Annotated in this window: 23 protein-coding genes and 1 pseudogene; 8 read left to right on the top strand and 16 right to left on the bottom strand. The window is 73.9% G+C overall.

From position 1 onward, the window contains the following. The first annotated feature begins 56 nt into the window (after nt 1–56). Nucleotides 57–1,664 carry a serine/threonine-protein kinase gene (locus ABD954_RS27310; protein WP_345489895.1) on the top strand — a complete coding sequence of 536 codons (1,608 nt, stop codon included), beginning with the start codon at nt 57–59 and terminating at the stop codon, nt 1,662–1,664. Here ABD954_RS27310 and ABD954_RS27305 read toward each other — a convergent pair. Then, entirely contained in the window at nt 1,642–2,454 is an 813-nt protein-coding gene (locus ABD954_RS27305) for an SGNH/GDSL hydrolase family protein (protein WP_345489893.1), read from the bottom strand. The two genes, ABD954_RS27310 and ABD954_RS27305, sit on opposite strands and share 23 nt — an antisense overlap. 192 nt (nt 2,455–2,646) lie before the next feature. Between ABD954_RS27305 and ABD954_RS27300 the strand changes: the two genes are divergently transcribed. Beyond that, complete coding sequence (locus ABD954_RS27300; protein WP_345489891.1) at nt 2,647–3,765, top strand: DUF5925 domain-containing protein; 1,119 nt, start codon at nt 2,647–2,649, stop codon at nt 3,763–3,765. A 93-nt stretch (nt 3,766–3,858) separates the two neighbouring features. Here the strand turns inward: ABD954_RS27300 and ABD954_RS27295 are convergent, their stop codons facing one another. Continuing rightward, nucleotides 3,859–4,233 carry a GntR family transcriptional regulator gene (locus ABD954_RS27295; RefSeq protein WP_345489889.1) on the bottom strand — a complete coding sequence of 125 codons (375 nt, stop codon included), beginning with the start codon at nt 4,231–4,233 and terminating at the stop codon, nt 3,859–3,861. Between the two features lie 73 nt (nt 4,234–4,306). Between ABD954_RS27295 and ABD954_RS27290 the strand changes: the two genes are divergently transcribed. Together ABD954_RS27290 and ABD954_RS27285 are read left to right on the top strand one after the other, a co-directional pair. Continuing rightward, nucleotides 4,307–5,236 (top strand): GNAT family N-acetyltransferase, encoded by a 930-nt coding sequence (locus tag ABD954_RS27290; protein ID WP_345489887.1) that lies wholly within the window; start codon nt 4,307–4,309, stop codon nt 5,234–5,236. Next, a complete protein-coding gene (locus ABD954_RS27285) occupies nt 5,217–5,714 on the top strand; it encodes a ribonuclease FAU-1 family protein (RefSeq protein WP_345489885.1) in 498 nt (165 codons plus the stop codon). Before ABD954_RS27290 ends, ABD954_RS27285 begins: the two co-directional genes overlap by 20 nt. On the opposite strand, the gene ABD954_RS27280 is transcribed toward ABD954_RS27285, so the two are convergent. The 5 genes from ABD954_RS27280 to ABD954_RS27260 form a co-directional block, all read right to left on the bottom strand. Beyond that, nucleotides 5,701–6,117: a DUF6299 family protein gene (locus tag ABD954_RS27280; RefSeq protein WP_345489883.1), complete on the bottom strand. Its 417-nt coding sequence runs from the start codon at nt 6,115–6,117 to the stop codon at nt 5,701–5,703. The genes ABD954_RS27285 and ABD954_RS27280 overlap by 14 nt on opposite strands. A 77-nt stretch (nt 6,118–6,194) precedes the next feature. After that, on the bottom strand, nt 6,195–6,656 hold the full coding sequence (locus ABD954_RS27275; RefSeq protein WP_345489880.1) for a GNAT family N-acetyltransferase: 462 nt from the start codon (nt 6,654–6,656) through the stop codon (nt 6,195–6,197). Beyond that, complete coding sequence (locus tag ABD954_RS27270) at nt 6,653–8,149, bottom strand: tripartite tricarboxylate transporter permease (RefSeq protein WP_345489878.1); 1,497 nt, start codon at nt 8,147–8,149, stop codon at nt 6,653–6,655. Before ABD954_RS27270 ends, ABD954_RS27275 begins: the two co-directional genes overlap by 4 nt. 3 nt (nt 8,150–8,152) lie before the next feature. After that, nucleotides 8,153–8,668 (bottom strand): tripartite tricarboxylate transporter TctB family protein, encoded by a 516-nt coding sequence (locus ABD954_RS27265; protein ID WP_345489876.1) that lies wholly within the window; start codon nt 8,666–8,668, stop codon nt 8,153–8,155. Then, entirely contained in the window at nt 8,665–9,648 is a 984-nt protein-coding gene (locus ABD954_RS27260) for a Bug family tripartite tricarboxylate transporter substrate binding protein (protein WP_345489874.1), read from the bottom strand. The genes ABD954_RS27265 and ABD954_RS27260 overlap by 4 nt, the downstream gene beginning before the upstream one ends. 134 nt (nt 9,649–9,782) lie before the next feature. On the opposite strand from ABD954_RS27260, the gene ABD954_RS27255 reads away from it, so the two are divergent. Continuing rightward, the gene (locus tag ABD954_RS27255) at nt 9,783–10,457 is read left to right on the top strand and encodes a response regulator (RefSeq protein ID WP_345489872.1); all 675 of its coding nucleotides are present in this window, start codon (nt 9,783–9,785) and stop codon (nt 10,455–10,457) included. A 187-nt stretch (nt 10,458–10,644) separates the two neighbouring features. Continuing rightward, nucleotides 10,645–11,625, top strand: a complete 981-nt coding sequence (locus tag ABD954_RS27250) for a lytic polysaccharide monooxygenase (protein WP_345489870.1) — start codon at nt 10,645–10,647, stop codon at nt 11,623–11,625. Here the strand turns inward: ABD954_RS27250 and ABD954_RS27245 are convergent. The 3 genes from ABD954_RS27245 to ABD954_RS27235 all read right to left on the bottom strand — a co-directional run bounded on the left by ABD954_RS27245 (nt 11,622) and on the right by ABD954_RS27235 (nt 17,084). Then, nucleotides 11,622–12,500 carry an esterase/lipase family protein gene (locus ABD954_RS27245; protein WP_345489868.1) on the bottom strand — a complete coding sequence of 293 codons (879 nt, stop codon included), beginning with the start codon at nt 12,498–12,500 and terminating at the stop codon, nt 11,622–11,624. The genes ABD954_RS27250 and ABD954_RS27245 overlap by 4 nt on opposite strands. A 175-nt stretch (nt 12,501–12,675) precedes the next feature. Continuing rightward, on the bottom strand, nt 12,676–13,635 hold the full coding sequence (locus ABD954_RS27240; RefSeq protein ID WP_345489867.1) for a DNA polymerase Y family protein: 960 nt from the start codon (nt 13,633–13,635) through the stop codon (nt 12,676–12,678). Further along, nucleotides 13,632–17,084 (bottom strand): DNA polymerase III subunit alpha, encoded by a 3,453-nt coding sequence (locus tag ABD954_RS27235; RefSeq protein ID WP_345489865.1) that lies wholly within the window; start codon nt 17,082–17,084, stop codon nt 13,632–13,634. The genes ABD954_RS27240 and ABD954_RS27235 overlap by 4 nt, the downstream gene beginning before the upstream one ends. Before the next feature lie 156 nt (nt 17,085–17,240). Here ABD954_RS27235 and ABD954_RS27230 point away from each other — a divergent pair, with 156 nt between their 5' ends. Further along, complete coding sequence (locus ABD954_RS27230) at nt 17,241–18,266, top strand: ABC-2 transporter permease (protein WP_345489863.1); 1,026 nt, start codon at nt 17,241–17,243, stop codon at nt 18,264–18,266. Nucleotides 18,267–18,364: 98 nt separating this feature from the next. On the opposite strand, the gene ABD954_RS27225 is transcribed toward ABD954_RS27230, so the two are convergent. The 6 genes and pseudogenes from ABD954_RS27225 to ABD954_RS27200 all read right to left on the bottom strand — a co-directional run bounded on the left by ABD954_RS27225 (nt 18,365) and on the right by ABD954_RS27200 (nt 25,124). Next, entirely contained in the window at nt 18,365–19,255 is an 891-nt protein-coding gene (locus ABD954_RS27225) for a S1 family peptidase (protein WP_345489861.1), read from the bottom strand. A 251-nt stretch (nt 19,256–19,506) separates the two neighbouring features. Then, entirely contained in the window at nt 19,507–20,361 is an 855-nt protein-coding gene (locus tag ABD954_RS27220; protein WP_345489859.1) for a S1 family peptidase, read from the bottom strand. A gap of 313 nt (nt 20,362–20,674) precedes the next feature. After that, nucleotides 20,675–21,493: a DUF1684 domain-containing protein gene (locus tag ABD954_RS27215; protein ID WP_345489857.1), complete on the bottom strand. Its 819-nt coding sequence runs from the start codon at nt 21,491–21,493 to the stop codon at nt 20,675–20,677. 62 nt (nt 21,494–21,555) lie between these two features. Then, nucleotides 21,556–22,368 carry an amino acid ABC transporter ATP-binding protein gene (locus ABD954_RS27210; protein WP_345489855.1) on the bottom strand — a complete coding sequence of 271 codons (813 nt, stop codon included), beginning with the start codon at nt 22,366–22,368 and terminating at the stop codon, nt 21,556–21,558. 83 nt (nt 22,369–22,451) lie between these two features. Continuing rightward, nucleotides 22,452–24,264, bottom strand: a pseudogene (locus ABD954_RS27205) (FAD/NAD(P)-binding protein). Next, the gene (locus ABD954_RS27200) at nt 24,261–25,124 is read right to left on the bottom strand and encodes an amino acid ABC transporter permease (protein WP_345489853.1); all 864 of its coding nucleotides are present in this window, start codon (nt 25,122–25,124) and stop codon (nt 24,261–24,263) included. The pseudogene ABD954_RS27205 and the gene ABD954_RS27200 overlap by 4 nt, the downstream one beginning before the upstream one ends. Nucleotides 25,125–25,636: 512 nt before the next feature. On the opposite strand from ABD954_RS27200, the gene ABD954_RS27195 reads away from it, so the two are divergent. After that, nucleotides 25,637–26,632 carry an ABC transporter substrate-binding protein gene (locus tag ABD954_RS27195; protein WP_345489851.1) on the top strand — a complete coding sequence of 332 codons (996 nt, stop codon included), beginning with the start codon at nt 25,637–25,639 and terminating at the stop codon, nt 26,630–26,632. The last annotated feature ends 49 nt before the right edge of the window (nt 26,633–26,681 follow it).

The following is a 26,681-nucleotide window of genomic DNA, read 5'->3' as shown; positions in this document are numbered from 1 at the left end:
TCGACCGGGTGTGATCTCCGCCACCAAAAATCCGTCGGCTCGGTTACCGTGGAGTGATGACGCTCATCGCGGGTCGTTACCGGCTGCTCGACGTGCTCGGCGAGGGCGGTATGGGCACCGTCTGGCGGGCCAGGGACGAGCTCCTGGGCCGGGAGGTCGCCGTCAAGGAGGTCCGGGCCCCCGCCGGTCTCCCGTCCGAGGACCGCGAGCGGCTGTACGCCCGGCTGGAGCGCGAGGCCAGGTCGGCGGCCCGGATCACCCACCGCAACGTCGTCACCGTCTACGACGTGGCCCTGGACGACGACCGCCCCTGGATCGTGATGGAGCTGGTCCGGGGTCTGACCCTGGCCGAGACGCTGGAGGCGGAGGGCCCGCTGCCGCCGCGGCGGGCGGCGCACGTGGGCGCCGAGGTGGTCGGGGCGCTGCGGGCCGCGCACGCGGCGGGGGTGCTGCACCGGGACGTGAAACCGGCCAACGTCCTGCTGTCCAACGACGGCCGGGCGGTTCTCACCGACTTCGGGATCGCGGCCGTCGCGGGGACCTCGCCGCTGACGATGACCGGCGAGCTCATCGGCTCGCCCGAGTACCTCGCGCCCGAACGCGCGCTGGGGCGCACGCCGGGGCCCGCGGCCGACCTGTGGTCCCTCGGCGTGCTTCTGTACGCCGCCGTGGAGGGTGTCTCGCCGTTCCGCCGGGAGACCGCGCTCGACACCCTGCGCACGGTGGTCGACGAGGAGCCCGCGCCACCGGCGCACGCCGGGCCGCTGGCCCCCGTGATCGAGGGGCTGCTGCGCAAGGATCCGGAGCAGCGGCTGTCGGCGGAGGCCGCGGAGGAACAGCTGCGGCTGGTCGGAGCGGGCGGCACCCCGCGTACGGAGCGGCTGACGGCCCCGGTCCTGGGGCCCCTGCCCGCCGGCTTCCGGGACGAGGACCTGGAGCCCACCGGGCCCGTGGGCCCCGGGACGACCGCTCCCCTGCCCGCGTCCGGACCGGGGCCGCAGCCGCGCCGGTCGCGGCGGGGGCCGGTGCTGTTCGCCGTGCTCGCCGCGCTGCTCCTGCTGGCGGGCGCCCTCACGTACGCGGCCCTGCGGGACACCGGCCCGGACGGCACTCCGGTGGTGCCGCCGGCCACGACGAGCGCGACGCCGACGACGCCGGAGCCCACGACGGCCGCGCCCACGACGGCGCCGACGACCGCCTCGCCGAGCCCGCCGACGACTCCGCCGGTGTCGGTGCTGCTGTTCGTGCGGCCGGTGCGGGACAGCTACGAGGGTCCGTGTCCGCCGCCGGAGGGAGAAGCGCCCGCGTTCACGGCGACGGTCACGGTGGACCGGACGCCGGCCACCGTCTCGTACCGCTGGGTCACGGAGAGCGGTGAGGCGGGGGACCCGCGGTGGCGGACGCTGGAGTTCCCGGAGGGCGGTCCGGCCGAGCGGCAGGTGACGCTCACGCAGTCGGGCCACCCGGCGGGCGCGGAGGTGAGCGACCGGATCCGGATGGAGGTCCGCGACCCGGTCGACCGCCAGTCCAACTGGGTCGCGTTCTCGGTGAGCTGTACGGAGACGGCCCCGCCGCCGTCGGCCCCGCCGTCGTCGGCGACACCGTCGGAGGGGACCGCCTCCCCGGGGGCGGGCGGTGCGGCTACGCGCCGTCCGCCGCGTTGAACGGCGGCAGGTAGCCGCCCGACTGGCCGGCGGCGGTGGGGTGGTAGGACTCGCCGATGTTGAGCCAGTTGACGCTGTGCAGCCATGCCGCGCCCGAGCAGATCTCGTGGCCGGTGAAGGACGGGACGACGCTCGCGAAGGTGTAGCCGTGGTCGGCGGCGCGCTTGGCGGTGGCCGCGTTGAGGTAGTCGGAGGCGTCGTTGATGGCGCGCCGCTCGTTCTCGCTCAGACCGGCGACGCAGCTGCCGTCGAGCTTGTAGAAGCGGGGGTAGCCGAGGACGACGACACGGGCGTTGGGGGCCTTGCCGCGGATGGCGGAGTACACCGAGTCGAGCTTGCCGGGCAGGGTGGAGTCGACGTACGCCTTGGCCTGATTGATACGGCTGATGCAGGCGGATTCGGATTGGGTGACACAGGTGGTCATGACGTCCGCGAAACCGGCGTCGTTGCCGCCGACGGTGAGGGAGACCAGGTCGGTGGCGGTGGAGAGCGGTCCGAGCTGATTGGCCGTGACATCACCCGTTCGGGCGCCCGAGCACGCGGTGAACGCGAAGGAGGAGGGGGCGTTCGCGTTCTTCCAGAGCACGGGGAAGGCCTTGGTGGAGCGCTTGCAGTTGCCGCTCGCGCTGTCGTAGCTGCCGGCGCCGACGCCCGACGAGTACGAGTCACCGAGGGCCACGTAGTCGAGGGCGGCGGTCTCGGCGGCCTGGGCGGCTCCCGCCCCGGTGAGGGCGAGGACGGCACCGAGGAGCAGTGAGGACGAAAGGGCCGTGAACCGGGACAGTCTCATGGAACCTCCCTGTAGCAGGATCTCTGCGTTACCAGGTAGTAGCAGCGGATCCGGGGCTCTGGAAGTGTCCATGCCAATAATCGACGTCGTGTTCCCCTGAATTGCCCTCAGAAACCGTCGGGAACAAGCCACTCGGGTCGTCGCGCGTGCCGTGGTGGAAAAACCGTGCGGCCGATGGCCCCGTGCCGGATCATGGGCGCCATGTCAGCCACCCCAGAGGTACCGGCCGATCCCCGGCACGCGCTGCCGATCCGGCTCAACGTCGACGACAGCGACTCGCCGTCCGACGTCGTGGACGCGCTGTTCCTCGGCCGCTTCGCCACCGGCGAGCAGCCGCACGCCCACAGCACCAGCCTGGACCGGGTGAAGCCGTCCGCGACCCTGCTGCCCTCGGGCGCCAGGGTCGTGCGGGCCGCGAAGGACGACGACCGCAGCGCCGTCCTCGCCGAGGGCGAGGGCTGGACCCTGCTGGTCTCCCGCTGGAGCCGGGGCGCCGACGTCACCGTCACGGCGACCGAGCCCGAACTGGCCGAACGGGTCCTGAAGGAGGCCACGGACGGCGCGAAGGACGAACCGGAACCGCAGCCGGAGAACGTCACGATGGGCTTCTGGTACGTGTCGCCCCGGCGCGGCCCGCACCGCACCACCCGTCAGATCGGCGCCGGCACCTGGGAGGAGATCCGGCCCAACTACACGGCGCCGGTCGCCGACGCGATGGACCGGCTGATGGCCGTCACCCCGGACGACATCACGGGCCGGCTGCTGCTGCTCCACGGGCCGCCCGGCACCGGCAAGACCTCCGCCCTGCGCACCCTGGCCCGCTCCTGGCGCGACTGGTGCCAGGTCGACTGCGTCCTCGACCCGGAGCGCCTCTTCAGCGACGTCGGCTACCTGATGGACATCGCGATCGGCGAGGACGAGGGCACGCCCCGGGGACGCTGGCGCCTGCTGCTCCTGGAGGACTGCGACGAGCTGATCCGGGGCGAGGCCAAGCACGCGGCCGGGCAGGCGCTGTCCCGGCTGCTCAACCTGACGGACGGTCTGCTCGGTCAGGGCCGCAACGTCCTCGTCGCCGTCACCACCAACGAGGACCTGGAGCGCCTCCACCCGGCCGTGGTCCGCCCCGGCCGCTGCCTGGCCCGCGTCGAGGTGGGGCGGCTGACCCGGGCCGAGGCGGTGACGTGGCTGGGCCGCGAGGAGGGGGTGGGCCGGGACGGCGCCACGCTGGCGGAGCTCTTCGCGCTGCGCCGCGGGACGCCGGGCGTCGACATGCCGCACCCCCGGGCGACGGACTCGGGCCTCTATCTGTAGGTGTCCGGAGGGCTCCTGACGGGCGCCTGCCCGCAGGTGTCCGGAGGACTCCTGACGGGACCTGTCCGCAGGACTCCTGAAGGGAAGGGTCCGTCAGGTCTCGTACGTCGCCCGCAGCGCCTCGGCCACCGCGGCCTGTGCCGCCTCGTGGGTCAGGCCGAGCCGGCGCGCCTCCGTGGCGTACGCGGCCGCCGCGGTCGCCGCCAGACGGGAGGCCGCGTCGGAGGCGGCCGCGATGAAGGTGCCGTTGCGGCCACGGGTCTCGATCACGCCGTCCGCCTCCAGCGCCTTGTACGCCTTGGCGACCGTGTTCGCCGCGAGTCCGAGGTCCTCCGCCAGGCCGCGGACCGTCGGGAGCTTGTAGCCGACGGGCAGCTCGCCGGAACGGGCGCTCTGTGAGATCTGGGCACGCAGTTGTTCGTAGGGAGCGGTGGTGGAACGGGAATCCACGCTGATTCGAAGCGTCACCGCCCGATTGTGCACCCGTACCACGGGAAAATGGGAGGCGGTCGCGCCCGCCCGGCGCATAGCGTGCGGGGCCATGACAGTGATCGTCCGTGACGCACGACCCGAGGACCCGGCGGACGCCGAGGGCTACGCCCGGGTCCGGCGCGCCGCACTGCCCTGGATGCTCGCGACCGCCCGGCAGGTCGCCCACGACTGGGCGCACGCCCATCCCGACGCGCACAACCGTCCGCTGGTCGCCGAGGTCGACGGGGAGATCGTCGGCACCGCCGAGGTGTCCCTGGCCCACGAGTCACCCGAGCCGGGCAGCGCCGTCGTCAACGTGTTCGTCCACCCGGACCACACCCGCCTCGGCGCCGGGGCGCTGCTGCTGCGCGCGGCCGAGGAGCACCTCGCGGGGGCCGGGGCGACCACCCTGTACAGCTGGGTCCTGGACGAGCCGGGCTTCCGCGCCTTCGCCGAGCGGCACGGCTACCGGGGCAGCCGTTCGGCCCACTTCCTGCGGCTCGACCTGACGACGGCCGTGCTGCCGCCGCTCCAGGAGCCGCCCGCCGGGGTGGAGCTGCGCACGGCGGCCGACTTCGCCGCCGACCCGCGCCCGCTGTTCGAGCTGGACGCGGTGACCACGGCCGACGAGCCCGGTGACGTGGACGCCGTGCTCGACGACTACGCGCACTGGCTGGCGACGACCTGGAACCATCCGCTGAACGACCTGGCGCTGACGACGGTCGCCGTCGCCGACGGCCGTCCCGTCGCGTTCAGCGCGGCCCGCACCGACGGTCTGGGCCGCTACGGCTCGGGCATGACCGGCACCCACCCGGCCCACCGGGGCCGCGGCCTGGCCAAGCTGGTGAAGAACGACTCCCTGCACCGGGCCCGCGCGGCCGGCTGCACCGAGGCGCTGACCGGCAACGACGCCGGGAACGGGCCGATGCTGGCCGTCAACCGGTGGTTCGGCTACGAGATCCGCGCGACGGAGGTGCGCCATGTCCGTACCCTCGGCTGAGCCGACGGCCCGGGTCACGCTCGTCAAGGCGGGCCGGACGAAGATCCGGTATCCGGCCGTGCTCGTCGCCGACGACGGGGTGCGGCTGACGGTCCGCGCCCCGTGGGCGGCGGAGGGCGTACGGGACTTCGGCTTCGTGCGCTTCGAGCCGGGTGACGTCTTCACCGAGCACTACTGGCGCGACCGGTGGTACGCGGTGAAGGAGGTCCGCTCCGGTGACGGCACGCTCAAGGGCTGGTACTGCGACGTGACCCGGCCGGCCGTCGTCGACGGCACCGAGGTCGTGGTCGAGGACCTCGACCTGGACCTGTGGGTGTCGGCGGACGGGACCGAGGTGCTGCGGCTCGACGAGGACGAGTTCGCGGCGAGCGGGCTCGCGGCCGCCGACCCGGAGGCGGCCGACCGGGCCCGGCTCGCCCTCGACGAGCTGGCGGGCCTCGGCCGGGACGGGATCGTCCGGCTGCTCAGCCGAGCGTGACGTCCGCCTCCTCGACGGCGAGGAAGCCGGGCAGCGGCATGCCCAGCGGCCCGTGGGCGGTGAGCTGCATCAGCGTGGCCTCCACCCGGGCCGCGCCGCTCCGGTAGCCCGGCTCCTTCACGACGGCGCTGTTGGTCCAGCCGTGGACCACCCCGTCGCAGATGGCCCGGGTGCCGCCGATGCCGGTGGAGCGGTCGCCCTGGACCAGCGTGGAGCTGACGAAGACCGGACCGGCGCTGTCGTCCATGCAGCGGTAAGAGCCGGAGAGGGTGACCGTACCGTCCTTCGCGACGGTGCCCTGCGGGTCGACGGACAGGCCGTCGCCCGCTCCGGCGTGGGCGGTCGGGGCGGTGGCGGCGGCGGTGGCCAGCAGGGCGCCGGCGAGGGCGAGACGAACGCGCATGGCGGTGCTTCCCTTCGGGGTGGGGGGTGGGGTGCTGCCGCCAGGGATACCGGATCGAGCCGCTCTTTGTCCGAAACTCACCCCATTGGGGGCGAGTTGAGCACTTTCCGGTAATGAATACGGTCGTACGGGCCGTCCTGCCGGCGCTCGGTGACCTCGTACCCGTACCGCTCGTAGATCTTCTGGTTCTCCCACATCATCGCGTTGGTGAGGAGCCGCACCTCAGGCAGGCCGAGTTCGCGGGCGCGGGACTCCACGAAGGCCAGCAGGCACCGGCCGAGGCCGGTGCCCTGGGCGTCCGGGTGGACGGCGATGTTGTCGAGGTACAGGTGATCGGCCTCGGTCCTGACGACGACGAGGCCGGCCACCGGCTCTCCGGTGACGAACACCCTGCCCGCGGCCACGTCCGCCGCGTGGTCCGCCTCCATCGGGGCCGGCACGAGGCCGATCCGTTCGATGTAGTGGTGATAGGCCGCGTCGGTCACGGCCTTCACCCGCGGTACGTCGGGGGTCGCGGCGAGACGGATGTGCTGTGTCATGTCCCCACGGTACGACGCCCCTTGAGGGCCTTCCGCAGCAGCGGCCAGGCGAGCAGGAGCACCACGACCGCGTACACGGTCACGGAGAACGGGGTGTCGACCAGGCCCGTCGGCGAGCCGTCGCTGATCTGGAGGGCGCGGCGCAGCTGCTGCTCGGCGGCCGGGCCGAGGATGACGCCGATGACGGCGGGCAGGACGGGCAGTCCGTAGCGCCGCATGCCGAGCCCGATGAGGCCGATGACCAGCAGGATCACCAGGTCGAGGGCCTCGCCGCCGACCGCGTACGCGCCCACGGCGGCGAAGAACAGGATGCCGGCGTAGAGGTACGGGCGGGGGATGCGGAGCAGCCTGGCCCAGAGCGGCGCGAGCGGCAGGTTGAGCGCGAGCAGCAGCACCATGCCGACGAAGAGCGAGGCGATCAGGCCCCAGACCAGCTCGGGTTCGCGCTCGAAGAGCAGCGGGCCCGGCTGGATGCCGTACTGCTGGAAGGCGGCCAGCATCACGGCGGCGACCGCGGTCGTCGGCAGGCCGAGGGTGAGCATGGACACGAGGGTGCCGGCGGCCGAGGCGGAGGCGGCGGACTCGGGGCCCGCGACGCCCTCGATGGCGCCCTTGCCGAACTGGTCCTTGTGCTTCGACAGGCGCTTCTCCGTGACGTACGACAGGAAGGTGGGGATCTCCGCGCCGCCGGCCGGGATGGCGCCGAACGGGAAGCCGATGAGCGGGCCGCGCAGCCATGCCTTCCAGGTGCGCCGGACGTCGTCCCGGCCGAGCCAGGGCCGGCCGACCGGGATGGGCCGGACGGCGGTGCGGCGCAGACGGGCGGCGACCCACAGGGCCTCGCCGATCGCGAACAGGCCGACCGCGACGATGACGACGTCGATGCCGTCGGCGAGCTGGAGCGAGCCGAAGGTGAGGCGCTGCTGGCCGGTCATCTGGTCGAGCCCGACCAGGCCGAGGGTGAGGCCGATGAGCAGCGAGGCGAGGCCGCGGATGCGGGAGGAGCCGAGGACCGAGGTCACCGCGATGAACGCGAGGACCATCAGGGCGAGGTAGTCGGGGGCGCCGATGCCGACGGCGAGCGCGGCGACGGTCGGGGCGAGGGCGACGAGCAGGATCGTGCCGGCCAGGCCGCCGGCGAAGTGGCCGATGGCGGCGGCGGCGAGCGCCTGGGCGCCGCGGCCGGCCTTGGCCATGGGATTGCCCTCGATGGCGGCGACGACCGCCGCGCTCTCACCGGGGGTGTTGAGCAGGATCGAGGTGGTGGAGCCGCCGAACATGGCGCCGTAGTAGATGCCGGCGAACATGATGAACGCGCCGGTCGGTTCGAGTCCGTAGGTGACGGGGAGCAGCAGGGCGACGGCCATGGCGGGGCCGATGCCGGGCAGCACGCCGATGGCGGTGCCGAGGAGGACGCCGACGGCGGCCCACAGCAGGTTCATCGGGGTGAGCGCGGTGCCGAAGCCGTCGAGCAGGGAGTTCAGAGAGTCCATGGGTCAGAGCACTCCCATCAGCGGGCCGCCGGGCAGCGGGACCCCGAGGAGGTGGTCGAAGACGACGTAGGTGGCGAGGGAGAGCGCGGCCGCGATCAGCGGGTCGCGGTGGAGGTGGCGGCTGCCGAGGGCGTAGGCCGCGCCCCAGAAGAGCAGGGCGCCGGCGACGGGGAAGCCGACGGGGCCGATGAGGGCGGCGAAGCCGAGGAAGACACCGGCGAGGAGGAGGACGGTGCGCCAGTCGCCCGGTTCGGACAGGTCGACGTCCTCGCCGCCCTCGGCCTCGCCCCGGCCGCCGCGGAGCACGTCGACGGTGAGGAGGGCGGCGACCAGGAGCAGGCCGGCGCCGACGACGAGGGGGACGGTGCGGGGGCCGACGGGGCCGCGCCCGCCGACGTCCACGGCCATCGTCAGGGCGTCGGCGAGGACGAGGACGCCGAGGAGCAGCAGGACGACGCCGACGCCGAGCTCGGAGTGCTCGCGCAGCCAGGACCTTCGTGAGGGGGGCGGTGTGGTCACAGTCCGAGCTCCTTCAGGACGGAGGCGACCTGCTCGTTCTGCGCCGTGAGGAAGGTGCCGAACTCCTCGCCGGGCAGGAAGGCGTCGTTCCAGCCGTTCTTCTTCAGCGACTCGCGCCACTGCGGGGTGCCGTGCAGCTCGGTGAGGAGCCCGACGAGCTTGTCGCGTTCGGCGTCGGTGAGGCCGGGCGGGGCGACGACGCCGCGCCAGTTGATGAACTCGGTGTCGAGACCGGCCTCGCGCAGGGTGGGCGCGTCGAGTCCGGGGACGCGCTCGGCGCCGGTGACGGCGAGGAGCCGCAGCTCCCCGGACCTGATCTGGTCGAGGTACTCGCCGACGCCCGAGACGCCGAAGGCGACCTTGTCGCCGAGGATGGAGGCGAGCAGCTCTCCGCCGCCGTCGAAGGGCACGTAGTTGACGCTCTTCGGTGCGATGCCGGCGGCGCGGGCCATCAGCATGGGGGCCAGGTGGTCGGGCCCGCCGGGCGAGGAGCCGCCGCCCACCGGCACCTTGCCGGGGTTCTTCCGCCAGGCGGCGAGGAGGTCCTGGAGGGTCCGGTACGGGGAGTCCTTGCCGACCACGACGATGCCCTGCTCCATGGTGAGCCGGGCGATCGGGGTGGTGTCGGCGAGGGTCCGCGGGGTCTTGTTGGTGTGGACGGCTCCGACCACGCCGAGGCCCATGGACATCGCCAGCTTGCCGTTGCCGCGCTCGCCGACGAGCCGGGTGAGGCCGACGGTGCCGCCGGCGCCGGGCAGGTTGAAGACCTCGATGCCGGAGGTGAGCCCGGCGTCCTCGGCGTTCTTGGCGGCGGTGCGGGCGGTGATGTCGTAACCGCCGCCGGGAGTGTTGGGGACCATGAAGCGCAGGCCGGGTATCCGCGTGCCGGTGTCGGAGCCGCTGCCGGGGGTGAGCAGCGGTGGCCCCACGAGCACGAGGAGAGCCGCCCCGAGCAGGGCGAGTGGGGTGCGCAGACGCAACGGTGCCGCCTCTCGGAGGGAGGAAGGGATGGAGGTGTGAGGTGGCCCACATGTTGCCCGCGCGTGAACAAGCTGTCTCTCTTCCGCAATCAACGGACGTTGTGGTCGTTGTGGTCACGTCCTACCTTGTCGGCGTGACGAAGGTGCTGGTGGTCGACGACGACTTCATGGTGGCCAGGCTGCACTGCCGCTATGTGGCGGCGGTGCCGGGCTTCGACGTGGTCGGGGTCGCGCACGGCGGCGCCGAGGCGCTGCGGGCCGCGCACCGGCTGCGGCCGGACCTGGTGCTGCTGGACATCTTCCTGCCCGACATGGACGGGATCGCGGTGCTGCGCGAGCTGCGGGCGGCGGGGCTGTCGACGGACGCGCTGTTCATCACGGCGGCGCGGGACGTCGACACGATCCGTTCGGCGCTGCGGGCCGGGGCCCTGCACTATCTGATCAAGCCCTTCAGCCAGGCCGCGTTGCAGGAGCAGCTGCGGCACGTGGCCTCGCTGCAGGGCCGGCTGGACGAGCTGGCGCGGGCGGAGGCGCGCCAGGAGGACGTCGACCAGATCTTCGGCGCCCGTCCGCGTGGTTCCCGCGAGCTCCCGAAGGGCCTGGCCGCGCACACGGCGGAGCTGGTCGACTCGGTCCTGCGGTCCCGTCCGGAGGGCGTGTCGGCCAGTGAGTGCGCCGAGGCCGGTTCGCTGTCCCGGGTCAGCGCGCGCCGCTACCTGGAGTACTTCGCGCAGACGGGCCGCGCGGAGGTGACGCTGCGGTACGGGGGCACGGGGCGGCCGGAGCGGCGCTACCGGCCGGTGGGCTGACGGGCGGTGGGCTGACGGGCGGTCGGGGACGGGGCGGGCGGCACTGTCTGTGGTGCCGCTTAGAGGCTCCTTAACGCGACCATAAGGATCGTCCGTGGCCGCTCTCCGGGCCCGGACGCGCCTTGTGCGAGGGCTAGTTTGCTGGGCGACCCCCACACACCCACCCTCGTGAAGGAGTCGTGCCCCCATGACCGCACGCCGTACGAGCGCCACCGCGGGCGCCGCCGCCCTGTTCCTGTCCGGACTCGCCCTGGCGCCCACCGCCGTCGCGCACGGGTCGATGACCGATCCCGTCAGCCGGGTCGCGGGTTGCTTCGCGGAGGGTCCGGAGAGTCCGGATTCGGCGGCGTGCAAGGCGGCGGTGGCGGCGAGCGGGACCCAGGCGTTCTACGACTGGAACGGGGTGAACATCGGGAACGCGGCCGGCCGGCACCGCGAGCTGATCCCGGACGGCGAGCTGTGCAGCGCCGGCAACGAGAAGTACCGGGGCCTCGACCTGGCCCGCGCCGACTGGCCGGCGAGCCGGATGAACTCCGGCCCGCACACCTTCCGTTACAAGGGGACCGCTCCGCACCGGGGGTCCTTCGCGCTGTACGTGACGAAGGACGGCTACGACCCGTCGAAGCCGCTCGCGTGGTCGGACCTGGAGGAGAAGCCGTTCGCCACGGCAACCGACCCCCGGATGGAGAACGGCGACTACGTGTTCACGGGCACGGTGCCGAAGAGGTCGGGGCGCCACCTGATCTACTCGGTCTGGCAGCGCTCCGACTCGCCCGAGGCGTTCTACACCTGCTCGGACGTGGTCTTCGGGCAGGACACCGCACCGACGGAGGCGCCGGAGCCGAGCGCCCCGTCCGAGGCGCCGTCCGGGACCCCGACCGCGCACTCCACCGCGGGGCACGCCGGGCACGGCGGACACACCGCCCCGAGCGGCGCGCCCGCCGCCCCGACCGCGAACGCCCCGACGGCCGAGGTGCCGACGGCGACCGCGCCCGTCACGACCGCGCCGGCCCCCGGCACGCCGAACGCCCCGAACACGCAGGGCGAGGAGCTCGCGGAGACCGGTGGCGACGCCGCCGTGCCGTATCTGGCGATGGGCGGCGCCGCCGTGCTCGGGATCGGCGCCACCGTGCTCTTCGCCACGGCGCGCCGCAGGTCGTCCCGCTAGCCGAGGACCGACAGGCAGGTGGTCGGGGTCGCGTGGGCCGGGTCGAGGGCGTTGGCCACCTCGTGGAAGGTGACCCGGTCCACGGTGCCGATCGCCACGTGCTCGGACAGGTCGAGCGCGCACTTGTCCTGGATGAGGACGTTGGTGACGCCGGGGCCGGACAGGAACTGCGAGCGGTACGGGGTGACGACCTGGTCGTACTGGGTCGCGATGACGTGGTAGCGGACGCCGGGCACGGTGTCGCCGCCCTCGTTGAGCTTGGTGAGGAACGCCGATCCGGCGATCTGGTCGGCGAGGCCCGGGGTGTTGGCGCTGATGAGGTCCTCGGCGCCGGGGAAGTGCGGCAGCAGCGCGGTGAGTCCGAGCAGAGTGGTGCCGTGGTTGTCGGGGGCGATGCCGACGAGGGTGTTCACCTTCTCGGCACCGCCGAGGAACTTGAGGTAGTAGCGGGGCATCATGCCGCCCTGCGAGTGGCCGACGAGGTCCGCCTCTCGGGCGCCGGTGGCGGCGAGGACCCGGTCCACGTAGGCGTCGAGCTGCCCGGCGGAGTCGGCGATGGGGCCGAGGCCGTGGAAGAACGGCACGTTCGGCAACTGCCCGTAGTCCAGGGAGAAGACGCAGTAGCCCCGGTTGACCAGGTAGGGGGCGAGGACCAGCCAGTTGTCGACGGAGTTGCCAAAGGTGCCGTGGACGAGGACGACGGGGCGGGGGTGCGCGGCGGAGGGCTTGCAGGAGAAGTCGTTCCAGCCACGGCTGGGGGCGGCGGCGGTGGTGTCGGCGTGGGCGGCGGCGGTGGGCGCGAGGGTGGCGGCGGCGGTCAGCAGGAGTACGGACAGCGCTCTGACGACGCGCTTCCAGGGGTTCCGGGGCAGCATCGGGCGATCTCCTTGCGGCTCAAGGGAACTCTCAGGGGAGAGGTGCTGTACGCCCTGCGGTCCGGACCACAAGTGGGGATGCGCTTCCCGTCAAGCTACGCACGGGTAGCGTTCGGTGGGAAGTTACGCGTCGGTAAAAAGTGGCGTGTCGTATCCGTACGCGCCGGCGTGCGGTTCAGGCCGCCAGCGAGCCCGGCAGCACCGCCCTCGGGCCGAACTTCGCCCGGGCCCGGTCGGCGACCTCCTCGATGCGCCGGGCCTTGTCGTCCGCCGGGTCGAAGGTCAGCTGGTGGGCGGCGCCCTCGGCGGGCGCCAGGCCCTCGGCGCGCAGCGCGATGCCGCGCACCCGGGCCCGCTGGAACCCGAAGGAGGCGTGGATCGCGTACGCGAGCGCGGTGAGCTCGGCGGAGTGCGCGGTCGGTTCGCGCAGCGTACGGGTCCGGCTGGACGTGGTGCGGTCCGCGTAGCGCACGGTCACGGTCAGGGAGCGGCAGACCTGCCCCTCGGTCCGCATACGGGCCCCCAGCTCCTCGGTGAGCGAGAGCAGTGCCCTGCGGTGTTCGCCGGTGTCCAGCTCGTCGTGCAGGAAGGAGCGTTCGGCCGCGAGGGAGCGGGAGACCTCGCCGGGGACGACGGGGGTGCGGTCGATGCCCCGCGCCCGCTCCCACAGCTCGCGGCCGGGCCTGGCGCCGACCAGCCGCTGGAGCACGGCGAGCGGCGCGTCCGCGACCCGGCCGACGGAGTCGAGACCGTAGCCGCACAGGGTGCGGGCGGTGGCGCGGCCGACGCCGTCGAGGGCGACGACGGGGCGGTCGCGCAGGAAGGCCGCCGGGTCCTCGACGACCAGGGTGGCGCCGGGCCGGGCCTCGCGGGCCGCCATCCGGGCCAGCATCGGGTTGGGGCCGGCGCCGATCACGCAGTCGACCCCGTAGAGGGCCAGCGCCCTGACCCGGACGACGGAGGCGAGTTCGGCGGGGCCCCAGCCGAAGTAGCGCAGCGCGCCGCGCACGTCGGCGAGTGCCTCGCCGGGCGGGCACGCCTCGACGACGGGGGTGAACTCCCGCAGCAGGTCGAGCAGCTGAGGGAGCATCACTTCTCCCGTGGGTTCCAGCCGGAACCGCACACAGAGGATCATCCCGCGCTCCCCGGACTGCTGTGCCACAGCTTCCGCGGCGGTGTCACGGCGCCTTCCCCGGCCGGCCGGAGGTCGGCCCAGGGGTTCATCGTGTAGCCGGTGGGCAGGGTGATCCGCCGTCCGGAGTCGCCCTCCTTTGGGGTCTCGGTCCCGGGCCGTTCGGCCAGCCGCTCCCCCACCGCCTCCAGGCCGCCCTCCGCCCGCAGTTCGGCGAGCTCGGCGAGGTTCCAGGCGGCGGAGCCGACCACGCTGAGGCTGCGCGGTCCGCGCCGCTGCACCACGCCCCGGACCAGCAGCAGCCAGGAGTGGAAGACGGTGTGGGCGCAGGCCGCGTGGGAGTCGTCGAAGAAGGCGAGGTCGACCAGGCCGGTGCCGTCGTCGAGGGTGGTGAAGATGACCCGCTTGCCGGAGCGGATCGGCGGGGTCTGGGTGGCCGCCTTGGCGCCGGCGACCAGGACGGTCTGGCCGTGCCGGGCCGAGCGCAGCCGCTCGGCGGAGATCACCCCGAGCTCGCGCAGGAAGGCCCCGTGGTCGCCCATGAGGTGGCGGGAGGCGTCCATGCCGAGGATGCCCAGTTCGGCGCTGAGCCGTTCGCTCTCGTCGAGGTCGGGCAGGCCGACGGGGGCGGTCTTCCGTCCCTGGGCGAGGGGGAGCTGGCCGCCGTGGGAGGCGGCGCCGCGCTGGAGGCGGTGGAGTTCGGTCAGGTGGAGCAGCAGGTCGCGCCGGTTGGCGCCGAACGCGTCGAGCGCGCCGACCTGGGCGAGCCGTTCGGCGACGGGTTTGCGGGGGCGGGCCCGCTCCCAGAAGTCGAGCAGGGAGGCGTAGGGCTGTCCGGCCTCGATGCGGGCGCTCTCGGTCTCGCTGATGCCGTGGACGTCGGTGAGGCCGAGCCGGAGCCCCCACTTCTCCTCACCACCTCCGGACACCAGTTCGATGTGATGGGCGACTCCCGACCGGTTCACGTCCAGCGGCAGCACGGGCACCCCGCGCCGCCGGGCGTCCGCGAGCAGCAGCCGCTTCGGGTACATGCCGGGGTCGTGGGTGAGCAGCCCGGCGTAGAAGGCGGCCGGGTGGTGGGCCTTGAGCCAGGCCGACTGGTAGGTCGGCACGGCGAAGGCCACCGCGTGCGCCTTGCAGAAGCCGTACGAGCCGAAGGCCTCGACGATCTCCCAGGTGCGGGCGACGACCTCGTCCTCGTACCCCCTCCGCTTCGCCGTTCCGGCGAACCACGCCTTGATCCGACCCTGCGCCTCGGGGTGGGAGAGCCCGCGGCGGGCCTGGTCGGCCTCGTCGCGGCCGCAGCCCGTCATGATCCGCACGATCTCGATGATCTGCTCGTGGAAGACCACGACGCCGTACGTCTCCTTCAGGACCTCCTCCAGGTCGGGGTGCGGATAGCGGGCCGGGGCGCGCCCGTGCCGGGCGGCGATGAACGGGCGGACCATGTCGGCGGCGACCGGTCCCGGCCGGAAGAGCGAGATGTCGACGACGAGGTCGTGGAAGTTCTCGGGCTGGAGCCGGCCCACCAGGTCGCGCTGGCCGGGCGACTCGATCTGGAAGCAGCCCAGGGTCTCGGTGGAGCGGATGAGCCGGTAGGTGTCGGGGTCGCCGGGCGGGATGGCGTCGATGTCCGGGCGGGTGCCGCCGGCGCGCTCGACCTCGGCGACCGCGTGCGCCATCGCGGACTGCATCCGCACCCCGAGGACGTCGAGCTTGAGCAGCCCGAGGTCCTCCACGTCGTCCTTGTCGAACTGCGACATGGGCAGCCCTTCGCCGCTGGTGGGCACGACGGGGGTACGGGTGAGCAGCGAGGCGTCGGAGAGGAGGACGCCGCAGGGGTGCATGGCGACGCCGCGGGGCAGCGCGTCGAGGGCCTCGACCAGCTCCCAGAACCTCTTGCGGTCCCGGGTCTCCTCCGCGATCGCGCGCAGCTCGGGCAGTTCGGCGAGGGCGACGCGGGCGTCCCGGGCGCGGATGTGCGGGAATGCCTTGGCGATCCGGTCGGTCTCGGCGGGGTCCATGGACAGGGCGGCGCCCACGTCCCGTACGGCGTGGCGGACCCGGTAGGTCTCGGGCATGGCGACGGTGGCGACCCGTTCGGTGCCGAAGCGGTCGATGATCGCCCGGTAGACCTCGAGCCGGCGGGCGGACTCCACGTCGATGTCGATGTCGGGCAGCTCGGTGCGGCGCTTGGACAGGAAGCGTTCCATCAGCAGGCCGTGCTCGACGGGGTCGGCGTGGGCGATGCCGAGGAGGTGGTTGACGAGGGAGCCGGCGCCGGAGCCGCGGGCGGCCACCCGGATGCCCATCTCCCGTACGTCGTCCACGACCTGGGCGACGGTGAGGAAGTAGCTGGCGAAGCCGTGGTGGGCGATGATGTCCAGCTCGTGGTGCATCCGGTCCCAGTAGACGCGCCGGTCGGGACGGCGGTCGTAGCCCTTCAGGACCATGCCGGCGGCGGCGCGGGAGGCCAGCACGCGCTGGGCGGTGCGGTGGGCGGCGCCGACCAGGTACGGCTCGGGGAAGTGCGCGGAACCCATGCCGAGGTCGTCCTCGGGGTCCACCAGGCAGGCGGCGGCGACGTCCTCGGTCCGCTCCAGGAGCCGGTGGGCCGCGTCCCGGCGGAAGCCCGCCGCCTCGACGACCCGCTCGGCGGCGGCCAGCATGTCGGCGGGCCCCTTGAGCCATGCCTCACCGCTGTCGAGCCCCGCACGGGGGTCGACGGGGACGAGGCGGCGGGCGGAGTCGAGCACGTCGGCGACGGGGCCCTGGCCGGGGTCGGCGTACCGGACCTCGTTGCCGAGCACCGGGCGGACGCCCTGCTCGGCGGCGAAACCGACGGTGCGGGCGGCGAGCCGCAGCGAGCCGGGCCCGGTGCCGGTGCGCCCGTGGTGCACGACCTCCAGGCACAGGGCGTCCCCGTAGCGCTCGCGCCAGGGCGCAAGCAGTCGCGCGGCCCGGTCGGGGCGGCCGGCGGCGAGGGCGCGCCCGACGTCGGAGCCGGGCCCGAGCAGCACGAACAGCTCCTCGCCGCGGTGGGCGGCCCAGGGCAGCACGGGCTGCCCCTCGCCGGCGTGGGCGTGGGCGGCGGTGACGAGGGCGCAGAGCTCGGCCCAGCCGGTGCGGGAGCGGGCGAGGAGGACGGCGCGGGGCGCGGACTCGTCGACGAAGGCGCCGCCGCGCACGGGCGAGCGCCGCGCGGAGGTGCGCGGGTCGCCGGAGGGGCCGGCCGCCGGCACGTACGCCAGGTCCACGCCGAACAGCGGACGGACGCCGTGGCCGGCGCACGCCTTGGCGAAGCGGACCGTGCCCGCGAGGGTGTCGCGGTCGGTCAGGGCGAGGGCGTCCATGCCGCGCTCGGCGGCGCGCTCGGCCAGGCGGGCGGGGTGGGAGGCGCCGTGGCGCAGGGAGAAGCCCGACGCGGTGTGCAGATGCGTGAACCCCGCCATGCGCACCTCCCGCGATCCCGCTCGAATTCGTACGTACGTTCCACCCCCTCGGATCCAGCGTAACGCATTTCGAACGCCCGTACGATAACCGTGGCGGGTCAGCCGTTCGGCCCCGTCCCGCCTGCGCCGACGGCGTCGGCCCCGGAGCGTGGGGGCATGAGTCTCGTCGACGAACTGAAGAGCGCCGTCAGCCCCCGAGCCGCCCTCCTCGTCCTGGGCGTCCTCGCCCTCCAACTGCTGTTCATCGCCTCCTACGTCGGGGCCCTGCACGATCCGAAGCCGAAGGACGTGCCGTTCGGCGTGGTCGCCCCCCAGCAGGCAGCGGCCGCCCTCATGGGACGCCTCGAGAAGCTGCCCGGCGAGCCGCTCGACCCCCGGACGGTCGCGGACGAGGCCGAGGCGACGCGGCAGATCAGGAACCGGGACATCGACGGGGCCCTGGTCGTCGACCCGAGGGGCCGCACCGACACCCTGCTCGTCGCCTCCGGCGGCGGCAAGGTGCTCGCCGCGACCCTGGAGACGATGTTCACCCGGCTGGAGGCGGCCGAACGGCGCGAGCTGCGGACCGTCGACGTGGCCCCCGCCTCCGCCCACGACTTCAACGGCCTGTCCGCCTTCTACCTGGTCATCGGCTGGTGCGTGGGCGGTTACATCTGCGCCGCGATCCTCGCGATCAGCGCCGGTTCCCGGCCAGCCAACCGGGAGCGGGCGGTCATCCGGCTCGCGACGCTCGCGCTCTACTCGGCGCTCGGCGGCCTCGGCGGCGCGGTGATCGTCGGACCGGTCCTCGGCGCCCTGCCCGGCAGCGTGGCCGCCCTGTGGGGCCTGGGCACCCTGGTGGTGTTCGCGGTCGGCGCCACCACCCTCGCCCTGCAGTCGCTCTTCGGGATCGTCGGCATCGGCCTGGCGATCCTGCTCGTCGTGGTCGCCGGCAACCCCAGCGCCGGCGGCGCCTTCCCGCTGCCGATGCTGCCGCCGTTCTGGCAGGCGATCGGCCCGGCCCTGCCGCCGGGCGCGGGCACCTGGGCGGCGCGCTCGATCGCGTACTTCAAGGGCAACGACCTGACCGCCTCGCTGCTGGTCCTGTCGGCGTGGGCGGTCGTCGGCACGGCCGTCACCGTGGTGATGTCCTCGCTGCGGCGCGCGCCGGAGTCGGAGCGCATCGCCTCCGAGGTGGCCTGAGGCCGCCTGCGTCGCGCGAGGGTCCCCCCGGCCGGGCGACGGCCGGGGGGACCCTCATGTCACCGGGGGACCCCCGCGTCGGGGGAGTCTCCCGCCCCTCAGTGCACGCTGACGCCGTAGGCGCGCAGCGCCTCCGTCACGGGCTGGAAGAACGTCGTGCCGCCCGAGGAGCAGTTGCCGCTGCCGCCCGAGGTGAGGCCGAGGGCCGTGCTGCCCGAGTAGAGCGCGCCGCCGGAGTCACCGGGCTCGGCGCAGATGTTGGTGCGGATCATGCCGTAGACGATGTCTCCGCCGCCGTAGTTCACGGTCGCGTTGAGGCCGGTGACGCTGCCGCAGTGGGTGCCCGTGGTGGAGCCGCGGCGGCAGGCGGACTGGCCCACGGTCGGGTCGGCGGCGCGGGTGATGTCCAGCGAACCCACGGTGCCGGGCTTGGCGATCGACGTGTTGGTGTACCGGACGATGCCGTAGTCGTTGGTGGGGAAGCTGGAGCCCGTGGTGGAGCCGAGCACGGTGGTGCGGCCGGAGTTGGCGTACCAGGTGCCCGCGCCGTCGGTGCAGTGGCCGGCGGTGAGGAAGTAGTCGGCGCCCGCGCTGTTGCGGACGTTGAAGCCGAGGGAGCAGCGCCAGCTGGAGGCGTAGATGGCGTCGCCACCGGAGATGAGCTTGCTGATCCTGCCGGGCGTGCGCTCGATCTTCAGCGCGCCGGCGTGGGCACCGGCCTGGCGCTTGATCGTGGCGATCTCGGCCGGGGAGACGGTGGAGTCGACGGCGACGACGACCTTCCCGGTGGCGGCGTCGGTGTGCCAGGCGGTGCCCGCCACGTCGGCGGCCAGGACGGCGTCGCTCGCGGCGGCGAGCTGGGAGGCACCGAAGGTCTGGGTGCTCTCGGCGTTCGCGGCGGGGACGGCGAGCCCGACCGCGGCGGCGAGGCCGGCGGCGATCGCGAGCAGACGGACGGTTCTCGTGGGGGTGGTGCGCTTGGTCCTCACTTTTTCGTTCCTCCAGAGGGGAATCGGGGGCCCGCAGTGGGGTGCCGGACCCGTGAGGCGCGGCCGGGGGCCGGCGCTGTGGGGGAGTCTCGGGCCGTACGACTTCGCGCCGCAAGGGCGCCTTTCGGCCGTACGGGCCTTCATCCGAGGGGCAGCACGGGGAAGTTGCGCGGACTGCGGATGCGCCGGAGCAGGACGCTCCAGTGCAGCGGGATGCGTCGGAGCAGGACGCTCCGGAGCAGCGGGGTGGGCTAGAGCAGGGTCGCCCGGTACTTGGCGAGCGCCTCGGGCACCGGCTGGTAGAAGGTGGTGCCGCCGCGGGAGCAGTCGCCGCTTCCGCCGGAGGTGATGCCGAGCGCCTTGTCGCCGTCGTAGAGGGCGCCGCCGGAGTCGCCGGGCTCGGCGCAGACGTTGGTCTGGATCATGCCGCGCACGGTGCCGCCGCCGGAGTAGTGGACGGTGGCGTTCAGGCCGGTCACCGTGCCGCTGCGGGTGCCGGTGGTGGAGCCGGAGCGCTTGACCGGCTCGCCGACGTAGGCGTCGGCGGCGGTGAAGCCCCCGGTGCGGCCGAGCGAGGTGTTGTCGTAGCGGACCAGGGCGTAGTCGTTGCCGGGGAAGCTGGACCCGACGGTGGGGCCGATCAGCGTGGACTGGGCCGAGTTGGCGTACCAGGTCTTCACGACGTTGCCGCAGTGGCCGGCGGTCAGGAAGTGGGGCGTGCCGCCGACGACCACGTTGAAGCCGAGCGAGCAGCGGTAGCCGCTGCCGTAGATGGCGTCGCCGGGGCCGAGCAGGGGCTTGAAGACGCCCGGGGTGCGCTCGACGCGCAGCGCTGCGGCGTCGGCGCCGGCGGACTGGCGGATCTTGGCGAGACCGGCCTCGGAGACGGTGGAGTCGACGGTGACGACGACTCTGCCGGCGGCCTTGTCGACGTACCAGGCGGTGCCGCCGACGTCCGCCTTCAGGACGGCGGCGTCGGCTCGGGCGAGCGCCGCCGCGCTCGCCGGTCCGGGAGCGGGGGCGGCCTGGGCGCCGGGCAGACCGAGGGCGGTGGCTGCCGCGACGGCGGCGGCGACGGCGAGCAGTCGGATGCGCGTGGTCCTCACTGTTCTCCTTCGGGGTACGGCGGAGTAGCCCGTGGGTGGCGGGCCCATGAGGCACCGTCAGGTGACGTGTTCCTGACATGCACCGCGAGCGATACTGGCCCCCGTGACCGAAACGCACAAGACCGCCCGTACGCCCGGACCCCTGCGGGGCGGGCGGTGCGACCCCCCGTCGGCCCGCACCGCCCCCGCCCGCACTTCCGTCCGCGCCCCCGCCCCTGCTTCCGCCCGTACTTCCGTCCGCACTTCCGTCCGCGCCCCCGCCCCTGCTTCCGCCGCGCTTGCGTCCTGAGCGGACGCCGGCCGGACGCCCGGCTCAGCCCTCGGCCGGCCGCCGCTCCCCCGCCGCGACCGCCGTGTCCAGCGTGTTACCCGGTGGCGGGAACGGGCAGATGAAGTGCGGCGCGAACGCGCACGGCGGCAGCAGCGCCCGGTTGAAGTCCACCGTCACCGTGCCGTCCGCCGCCGGCGCGGCCGGCCGCAGGAAACGGAAGCGGTAGCTGTCCCGGCCGCTGGTGGCGTCCGCGAAGACCGCCCACAAGGTGCCGTCGGCCTCCACCGCCACCTGGAGGCTGTGCTCGGCGCCGTGCAGGTCGAAGACCAGCTCCCCGGCCAGACCGAGCCCGCGCTCCTTGCCGTCCGCGTTCTCCACCCGTACGTGACGGTCCTCGGCGTACGGACGGAACACGCCGGGCCGCACCCACTCCTCGTCGTACGGCGTGGCCACGATGCCCCGGAAGGCGCGCCGCGCGGGCGACTCGGGGTCGAAGTCCCGCACCGCCCACTCCCCTTCGCGGCGCAGCACGACGAGCCGCCTCCCGGCCGACTCGACCCGCGACTCGTGGATCGGCGCGTGGTCCGCGGTCAGCCGGACCGTGCCGATCAGCGGCTTGCCGTCGACGGTGATGCCGTCCTCGGCGCCCGCGGTAAGGACGACCTCGTCACCGTCCGCCCGCCACTCCCCCGGAACGGCCGGAATTCGCCCTTCCGGGACGTCCGAGAGCCAGTACGTGCCGGTCAGCGAGAGCGGTCCGTACGACGAGGCCACCGCCGCCGTGCGCTGCTCGTGCCACTGCTGCCACTCCTGCCGGGGATCGTCGCCGCGCGCGCCCCGGTCCACGTCATCCGTGCTCATGCCGGTCACCCTTCCACAGGTCGGTTCTCGGTACGGGGCAGGCCCGTCGGACGGTGCTTCGGTCAGAGCACCTTGGAGAGGAAGGCACGGGTGCGTTCGTGACGCGGGCTGTCGAGGACCTCGGCGGGCGGCCCCTGCTCGACGATCCGCCCTCCGTCCATGAAGACCACCGTGTCGGCGACCTCGCGGGCGAAGCCGATCTCATGGGTGACGACGATCATGGTGGTGCCGGCGGCGGCCAGGTCCCCGATGACGTCGAGGACCTCGCCGACCAGCTCGGGGTCGAGTGCGGAGGTCGGCTCGTCGAAGAGCAGCAGGTCCGGTTCGAGGGCGAGCGCGCGGGCGATGGCGACCCTCTGCTGCTGCCCGCCGGACAGCCGGCGGGGATAGGCCCCGGCCTTGTCGGCGAGCCCCACCCGGTCGAGCAGCTTCAGGGCGGCCGCCTCGGCCTGCTTCCGGGGGCGCTTCAGGGCGGAGACCGGTGCCTCGACGACGTTCTCCAGGACGGTGAGGTGCGGGAAGAGGTGGAAGTTCTGGAAGACGAAGCCGATCCGGGTGCGCTGGCGGAGCACCTCCCGCTCGCGCAGCTCGTACAGCCTGTCGCCGGAGCGGCGGTAGCCGACGAAGGTGCCGTCGACGCTGACGGATCCGCTGTCGGGCTTCTCCAGGTGGTTGACGGTGCGCAGCAGCGTGGACTTGCCGGAGCCCGAGGGCCCGAGGACGACGGTGACCTCGCCCTGCCGGACGTCGAGGTCGACGCCCCGCAGGACCTCCAGCGCGCCGAAGCTCTTGCGCAAGCCGCGGATGCGGACCTTGACGGCGTCCCCGTCGGGGGTGCTCGCGGAGGCGGTGGCGGTGGCGGTGGTGGTGTTCATCGGGTGCTCCCCTGACGTCGTGTCGTGACGTGACGTGCCGCGCCGCGCCGCGTCGTGTCGTGTCGTACGGAAGGTCTGTGGCGTCACGCGCCCGGCAGGCCGCGCAGGAACACCAGCGCGGCCCGCGCCGCCCGGTCGTTCTGGCGGAAGGCGAAGCCGCCGGTGCGCGGCCGGGTGAAGGCGCCGCCGAGACGGGCGGTGGTGTACGGGCCGAGGGCGAAGCGCCGGGGGTGCGGGCGGCCGTCCCGCCCGAGGACCCGGCCGTCGCCGGGGTCGACGGCGAGCAGCCCGGCGTCGGTGGCGCGGGCCCCGTCCTCGTACAGCGCGCGCAGCAGCGCGCTGCCGGTCAGCTCCGGGGCGGGGTCGGGCAGCCGGGCCTCGACGAGGGCGCGGGCCTCGGTCCACTCCCCCGGCAGGCTCGTGGAGGAGGCCCGGAAGACGCCCCGCTCCTCGTCGGTCGTGACGGTCGTCCCGGCCCCGAGGAAGCGCACGAGCCCGGCGTCGGAGAGGGCGAGCAGCTGCCGCAACCGGGAACCGGGCGGACCGGAGGCGAGGAAGCTGAAGAAACCGTGCCACCAGTTGTCCGGGTCGCCGAGGTCGCCGAGCCGCGCCAGCTGTCCGTAGACGGAGAGCAGGGCGTCGAAGACGGCCAGGTCGGGGCTGTGCGCGGGGTCGTGCCGTCGGGCGAGGTCCTCGGCGACGTACCGGCGCAGGCCCTCCTGGAGGGCCTCGGCGGAGGCGTACCGCACCGCGTCCAGCGGGCGGTCGAGGGCGTCGGGGTCCAGCCGGTCGGCCGGGTCGGGCACGGCGGCGGCCACGAGGGCGTCCAGTTCGGGCGAGAGCGGGGCCGCGGCGGCGTACTTCTCCTCGAAGTCGTGCCACGCGACCGCGGTCCGCTCCGGGTGGGCGGTGAAGAGCCGGTGGTAGTGGGCCCAGCCGAGCTCCTTGGTGACGAGCGGCCACACGTCGCGCCGGAAGTCGGGCGGGCCGGGCGTCGCGAGCAGGGCGTCGACCTCGGCGGGCCCGAAGAAGCGCGGCAGCGGCGGCCGTGCGCCGTCGAGCTCGTAGCCGATCTTGGAGTGGTACGGGACGCCCCGCCGCGAGCCGACGTGGAGCACCGGCTCGCGGCCGGACGGCACGTACACCAGCCGCTCGCCCTCGGGCCCCGCCACCGTCTCGTACCGCCCGCCCCGGCCCTCGGTCAGCAGCACCATGAGGTCGACGAAGGCCAGCCCGAAGCCGCGGACCAGCACCGGCTCGCCGGCCGGCAGGGCGGACAGGTCGGCGTCGGCGGTGAAGTCGGGCGGCAGGTGGACGAGGCCGTGGCGGGCGGCGAAGCGGGCGAGCTCCCGCTGCCGCGCGTCGGGGCGTGCGTCGAGGTGGCCGAGGGCGAGGACCACGAGGTCGGCGACGAGCGGTGCGGTCCGTCCGTCCAGCCGGACCCGCTGGAGCCCGTCGCGCGGGCCGTCCACGCGCAGCGCGGTGGCGCGGTGCTCGTGGACGGTGACCGACGGCGGCAGGGCGGCCCGGGCCCGCTCGTGGGCCCAGCGCAGATAGGCGCCCTGCCGGCGGCGGCCGGGGAAGACGGCGCCGTCGAGGCCGGCCCATTCGGCGAGGGTGGGCCCGGGGCGAACCGGCCCGTCGATCTCCACCGTCTCGTCGGTGAACAGGGTGACGTCCCCGGCCCGCGAGTTCATCCACAGCAGCGGCGACTGGTCGGTGCGCCAGATCCGGCCGGGTCCGGCCGGATGCGGGTCGACGAGGTGGACGTCCAGGGGCCGGTCCCCCGTACAGCTCGGGCACGTTGGCGGCGAGCCGTTCCAGGAAGCCGGTGCCGCGGGGCCCGGCGCCGACGACGACGATCGCGCGGCGCCGGGCGGGCAGCCCGGCGCTCATCGGGCGCCGGCCCCGGCCGTGCCGCGCGCGTAGTGCCGCTCGACGTAGTGCTGTCCGACGCTGAGGACCGAGGTGACCAGGACGTACCAGACGGTGGCGACCAGGAGCAGCGGGACGACCTCGTAGGTGCGGTGGTAGACGAGCTGCACCGAGTAGAGCAGGTCCTGCACGGCGATGACGGAGACGATCGAGGTGCCCTTGAGGGTGCCGATCAGCATGTTGCCGGCGGGCGGCACGATGGAGCGCATGGCCTGCGGCAGCACGATCCGGGTCAGCCGGCGCCGGCGGCCGAGCCCGAGGGACTGGGCGGCCTCGATCTGGCCGCGGTCGACCGAGAGGATGCCGCCGCGCACGACCTCGGCGGCGTAGGCGCCCTCGTGGAGGGTGAGGCCGATGACGGCGACGGAGACGGGGCCGAGGAGGTCGACCGTCTCGACGCCGAGGACGGTCGGGTACAGGGCGCCGATGTTGAACCAGAACAGCAGCTGCACCAGGATCGGGGTGGAGCGGAAGAACCACACGTACGCCCAGCTGACCGCCCGCAGCACCGGGTTGGCGGAGAGCCTGAGGACGGCGAGCAGGGTCCCGATGGCGAAGCCGAGGACCATCACGACGGCGGTCAGCCACAGGGTCAGGCCCAGGCCGCGAAGGACGGCGGCGGAGGTGAAGTGGTCGCCGACCACGTCCCATTGGAAGGCCCGGTTGGTGACGACGGAGTACGCCCCGAGGACGGCCAGGACGAGGACGGCACCGGCGGCGGTCCACTGGCCGGTGCGGCGGGCGGGGACGATGCGCAGCTCCGCCGGTTCGGTGGGCGGGGCGGGGGTGGGCGCGGGGGCTTTGGCGATGATCGCGGACATGCGAAGGCTCCGTGGATGCCGGGACGGATCGAACACGGGAGTGCGCCTTCACGCGCCAGGAGACGGACCGGGCCCCTCAGCCCGAACCGCTCGTCGAGGCTAAGCGGTCAACACGCCCCGCTGTCAAGGCTGTCCGCAGTGTGAGCCGTACGTCTCATCACGGTTGACGCGGAAACGGATGCCTGCTCCACTTGGGCCATGCATCCGCAGCAGTGGCTGGTCACGCGCTCCCACATCGACCTCGGTCGTGTGTGGTCCTCCTCCTGTTGAGCCGACCCCCTGCACCTCCCCTGCCCGCGTGCTGTCTTCCGCGGCGCCTTCACGCACCGGCACGCCCGCTGAGCGTCGCCTGATCCCCCTCCCTCCCCTCGCCCTCCCTGCCCCTCCCCGCGCCTTCTCCTCGCCTCCCCTCGCTTCGCCCTGCGCTCGCCTCGTCCTGCCCTCGCTTCGCCCTGCGCTCGCCTCGTCCTGCCCTCGCTTCGCCCTGCCCTGTGTCTGGAGAACCCGGAGCCATGAACAGCAGTCCGCCCACCCCGCCCGCCTCGGGCGCCCCACGCACCCTCACCGCCGCGGCCTTCGCGCTGATCACCGCCGCCGCGCTCACCCTGACCGCCTGCACGGGCGGCGAACCCGTGACGGCCCCCGCGGGCACGGCGGGCACGGCGGGCGCACGACAGGGTGCGCTCCCGACCGAGGACGTCGTGTCGGGGGTGCGGAGGAACGAGGCCGCGGCGAAGCTGCTGCCCGCCGAGGTGCGGCAGCGGGGCACCCTGACCCTCGCCGCCTCGGTCGGCAGTCCGCCCAGCTCGGCCTATCTCCCCGACGGCCGCACCGTCGTCGGCCTCGACGCCGACTTCGCCGACGCGGTGGCGAAGGCGCTCGGCCTGGAGCTGACGCGCGAGGTGGCCGGGTTCGAAGCGATCCTGCCCGCGCTGGGCAGCGGCAAGTACGACGTCGGCACGGGGAACTTCGGGGTGACGGAGGAGCGCCGGAAGACCATCGACTTCGTCACCTACGTCAACGACGGCCAGGGCTTCGCCGCCCGCTCCGACAGCACGCTGCCGGCCGTCACCGACCTCACCCTCCTGTGCGGCCTCAAGGTGGCCACGGGTGCGGGCACCACCTTCGAGCGGACCCTGGAGGAGAACAGGCACCGGTGCGCCCGGACCGGCCGGAAGCCGTACGAGGTGAACGTCTTCAACGAGCCGGCGGCGGTGTGGATGTCGCTCCGGCAGGGCCGCAGCGACGTGGTGATGAGCACCATCAACGGCATCCGCCACGCGGTGGGCCGACAGCCCGGCACGAAGTTCCTGAACGAGTACCGCCGCCTCGACGTCGGCTTCGCCTTCACCAAGGGCACCCCGCTGGCGCCCGCCTTCCAGGCCGCGGTGAACGGCCTGAAGGCGGACGGGACGTACGACCGGATTCTGCGGAAGTGGGGCGTGACGGGCTCGGCGATCCCCCGGTCACGGATCTCCCCGCCGGAGATCCCGGCGCCGGCGGGGTGACGGCGCGGCGACGGCACCCCGGCGGTGACGGCGGTCGACCGACGGAGGG

The sequence above is a fragment of the Streptomyces roseoviridis genome, from assembly GCF_039535235.1.
GTDB classification, from domain to species: domain Bacteria; phylum Actinomycetota; class Actinomycetes; order Streptomycetales; family Streptomycetaceae; genus Streptomyces; species Streptomyces roseoviridis.
This window is presented reverse-complemented; position numbering and strand designations above follow the sequence as displayed.

What these genes read in the sequence shown, in the direction of transcription:
- ABD954_RS27270 (WP_345489878.1), bottom strand. Translation starts at nt 8,149, where the DNA reads ATGGACTCTCTGAACTCCCTGCTCGACGGCTTCGGCACCGCGCTCACC.
- ABD954_RS27210 (WP_345489855.1), bottom strand. Translation starts at nt 22,368, where the DNA reads ATGAACACCACCACCGCCACCGCCACCGCCTCCGCGAGCACCCCCGAC.
- ABD954_RS27280 (WP_345489883.1), bottom strand. Translation starts at nt 6,117, where the DNA reads ATGCGCGTTCGTCTCGCCCTCGCCGGCGCCCTGCTGGCCACCGCCGCC.
- ABD954_RS27250 (WP_345489870.1), top strand. Translation starts at nt 10,645, where the DNA reads ATGACCGCACGCCGTACGAGCGCCACCGCGGGCGCCGCCGCCCTGTTC.
- ABD954_RS27310 (WP_345489895.1), top strand. Translation starts at nt 57, where the DNA reads ATGACGCTCATCGCGGGTCGTTACCGGCTGCTCGACGTGCTCGGCGAG.
- ABD954_RS27230 (WP_345489863.1), top strand. Translation starts at nt 17,241, where the DNA reads ATGAGTCTCGTCGACGAACTGAAGAGCGCCGTCAGCCCCCGAGCCGCC.
- ABD954_RS27240 (WP_345489867.1), bottom strand. Translation starts at nt 13,635, where the DNA reads ATGATCCTCTGTGTGCGGTTCCGGCTGGAACCCACGGGAGAAGTGATG.
- ABD954_RS27285 (WP_345489885.1), top strand. Translation starts at nt 5,217, where the DNA reads ATGTCCGTACCCTCGGCTGAGCCGACGGCCCGGGTCACGCTCGTCAAG.
- ABD954_RS27300 (WP_345489891.1), top strand. Translation starts at nt 2,647, where the DNA reads ATGGGCGCCATGTCAGCCACCCCAGAGGTACCGGCCGATCCCCGGCAC.
- ABD954_RS27305 (WP_345489893.1), bottom strand. Translation starts at nt 2,454, where the DNA reads ATGAGACTGTCCCGGTTCACGGCCCTTTCGTCCTCACTGCTCCTCGGT.
- ABD954_RS27245 (WP_345489868.1), bottom strand. Translation starts at nt 12,500, where the DNA reads ATGCTGCCCCGGAACCCCTGGAAGCGCGTCGTCAGAGCGCTGTCCGTA.
- ABD954_RS27275 (WP_345489880.1), bottom strand. Translation starts at nt 6,656, where the DNA reads ATGACACAGCACATCCGTCTCGCCGCGACCCCCGACGTACCGCGGGTG.
- ABD954_RS27195 (WP_345489851.1), top strand. Translation starts at nt 25,637, where the DNA reads ATGAACAGCAGTCCGCCCACCCCGCCCGCCTCGGGCGCCCCACGCACC.
- ABD954_RS27290 (WP_345489887.1), top strand. Translation starts at nt 4,307, where the DNA reads ATGACAGTGATCGTCCGTGACGCACGACCCGAGGACCCGGCGGACGCC.
- ABD954_RS27215 (WP_345489857.1), bottom strand. Translation starts at nt 21,493, where the DNA reads ATGAGCACGGATGACGTGGACCGGGGCGCGCGCGGCGACGATCCCCGG.
- ABD954_RS27235 (WP_345489865.1), bottom strand. Translation starts at nt 17,084, where the DNA reads ATGGCGGGGTTCACGCATCTGCACACCGCGTCGGGCTTCTCCCTGCGC.
- ABD954_RS27200 (WP_345489853.1), bottom strand. Translation starts at nt 25,124, where the DNA reads ATGTCCGCGATCATCGCCAAAGCCCCCGCGCCCACCCCCGCCCCGCCC.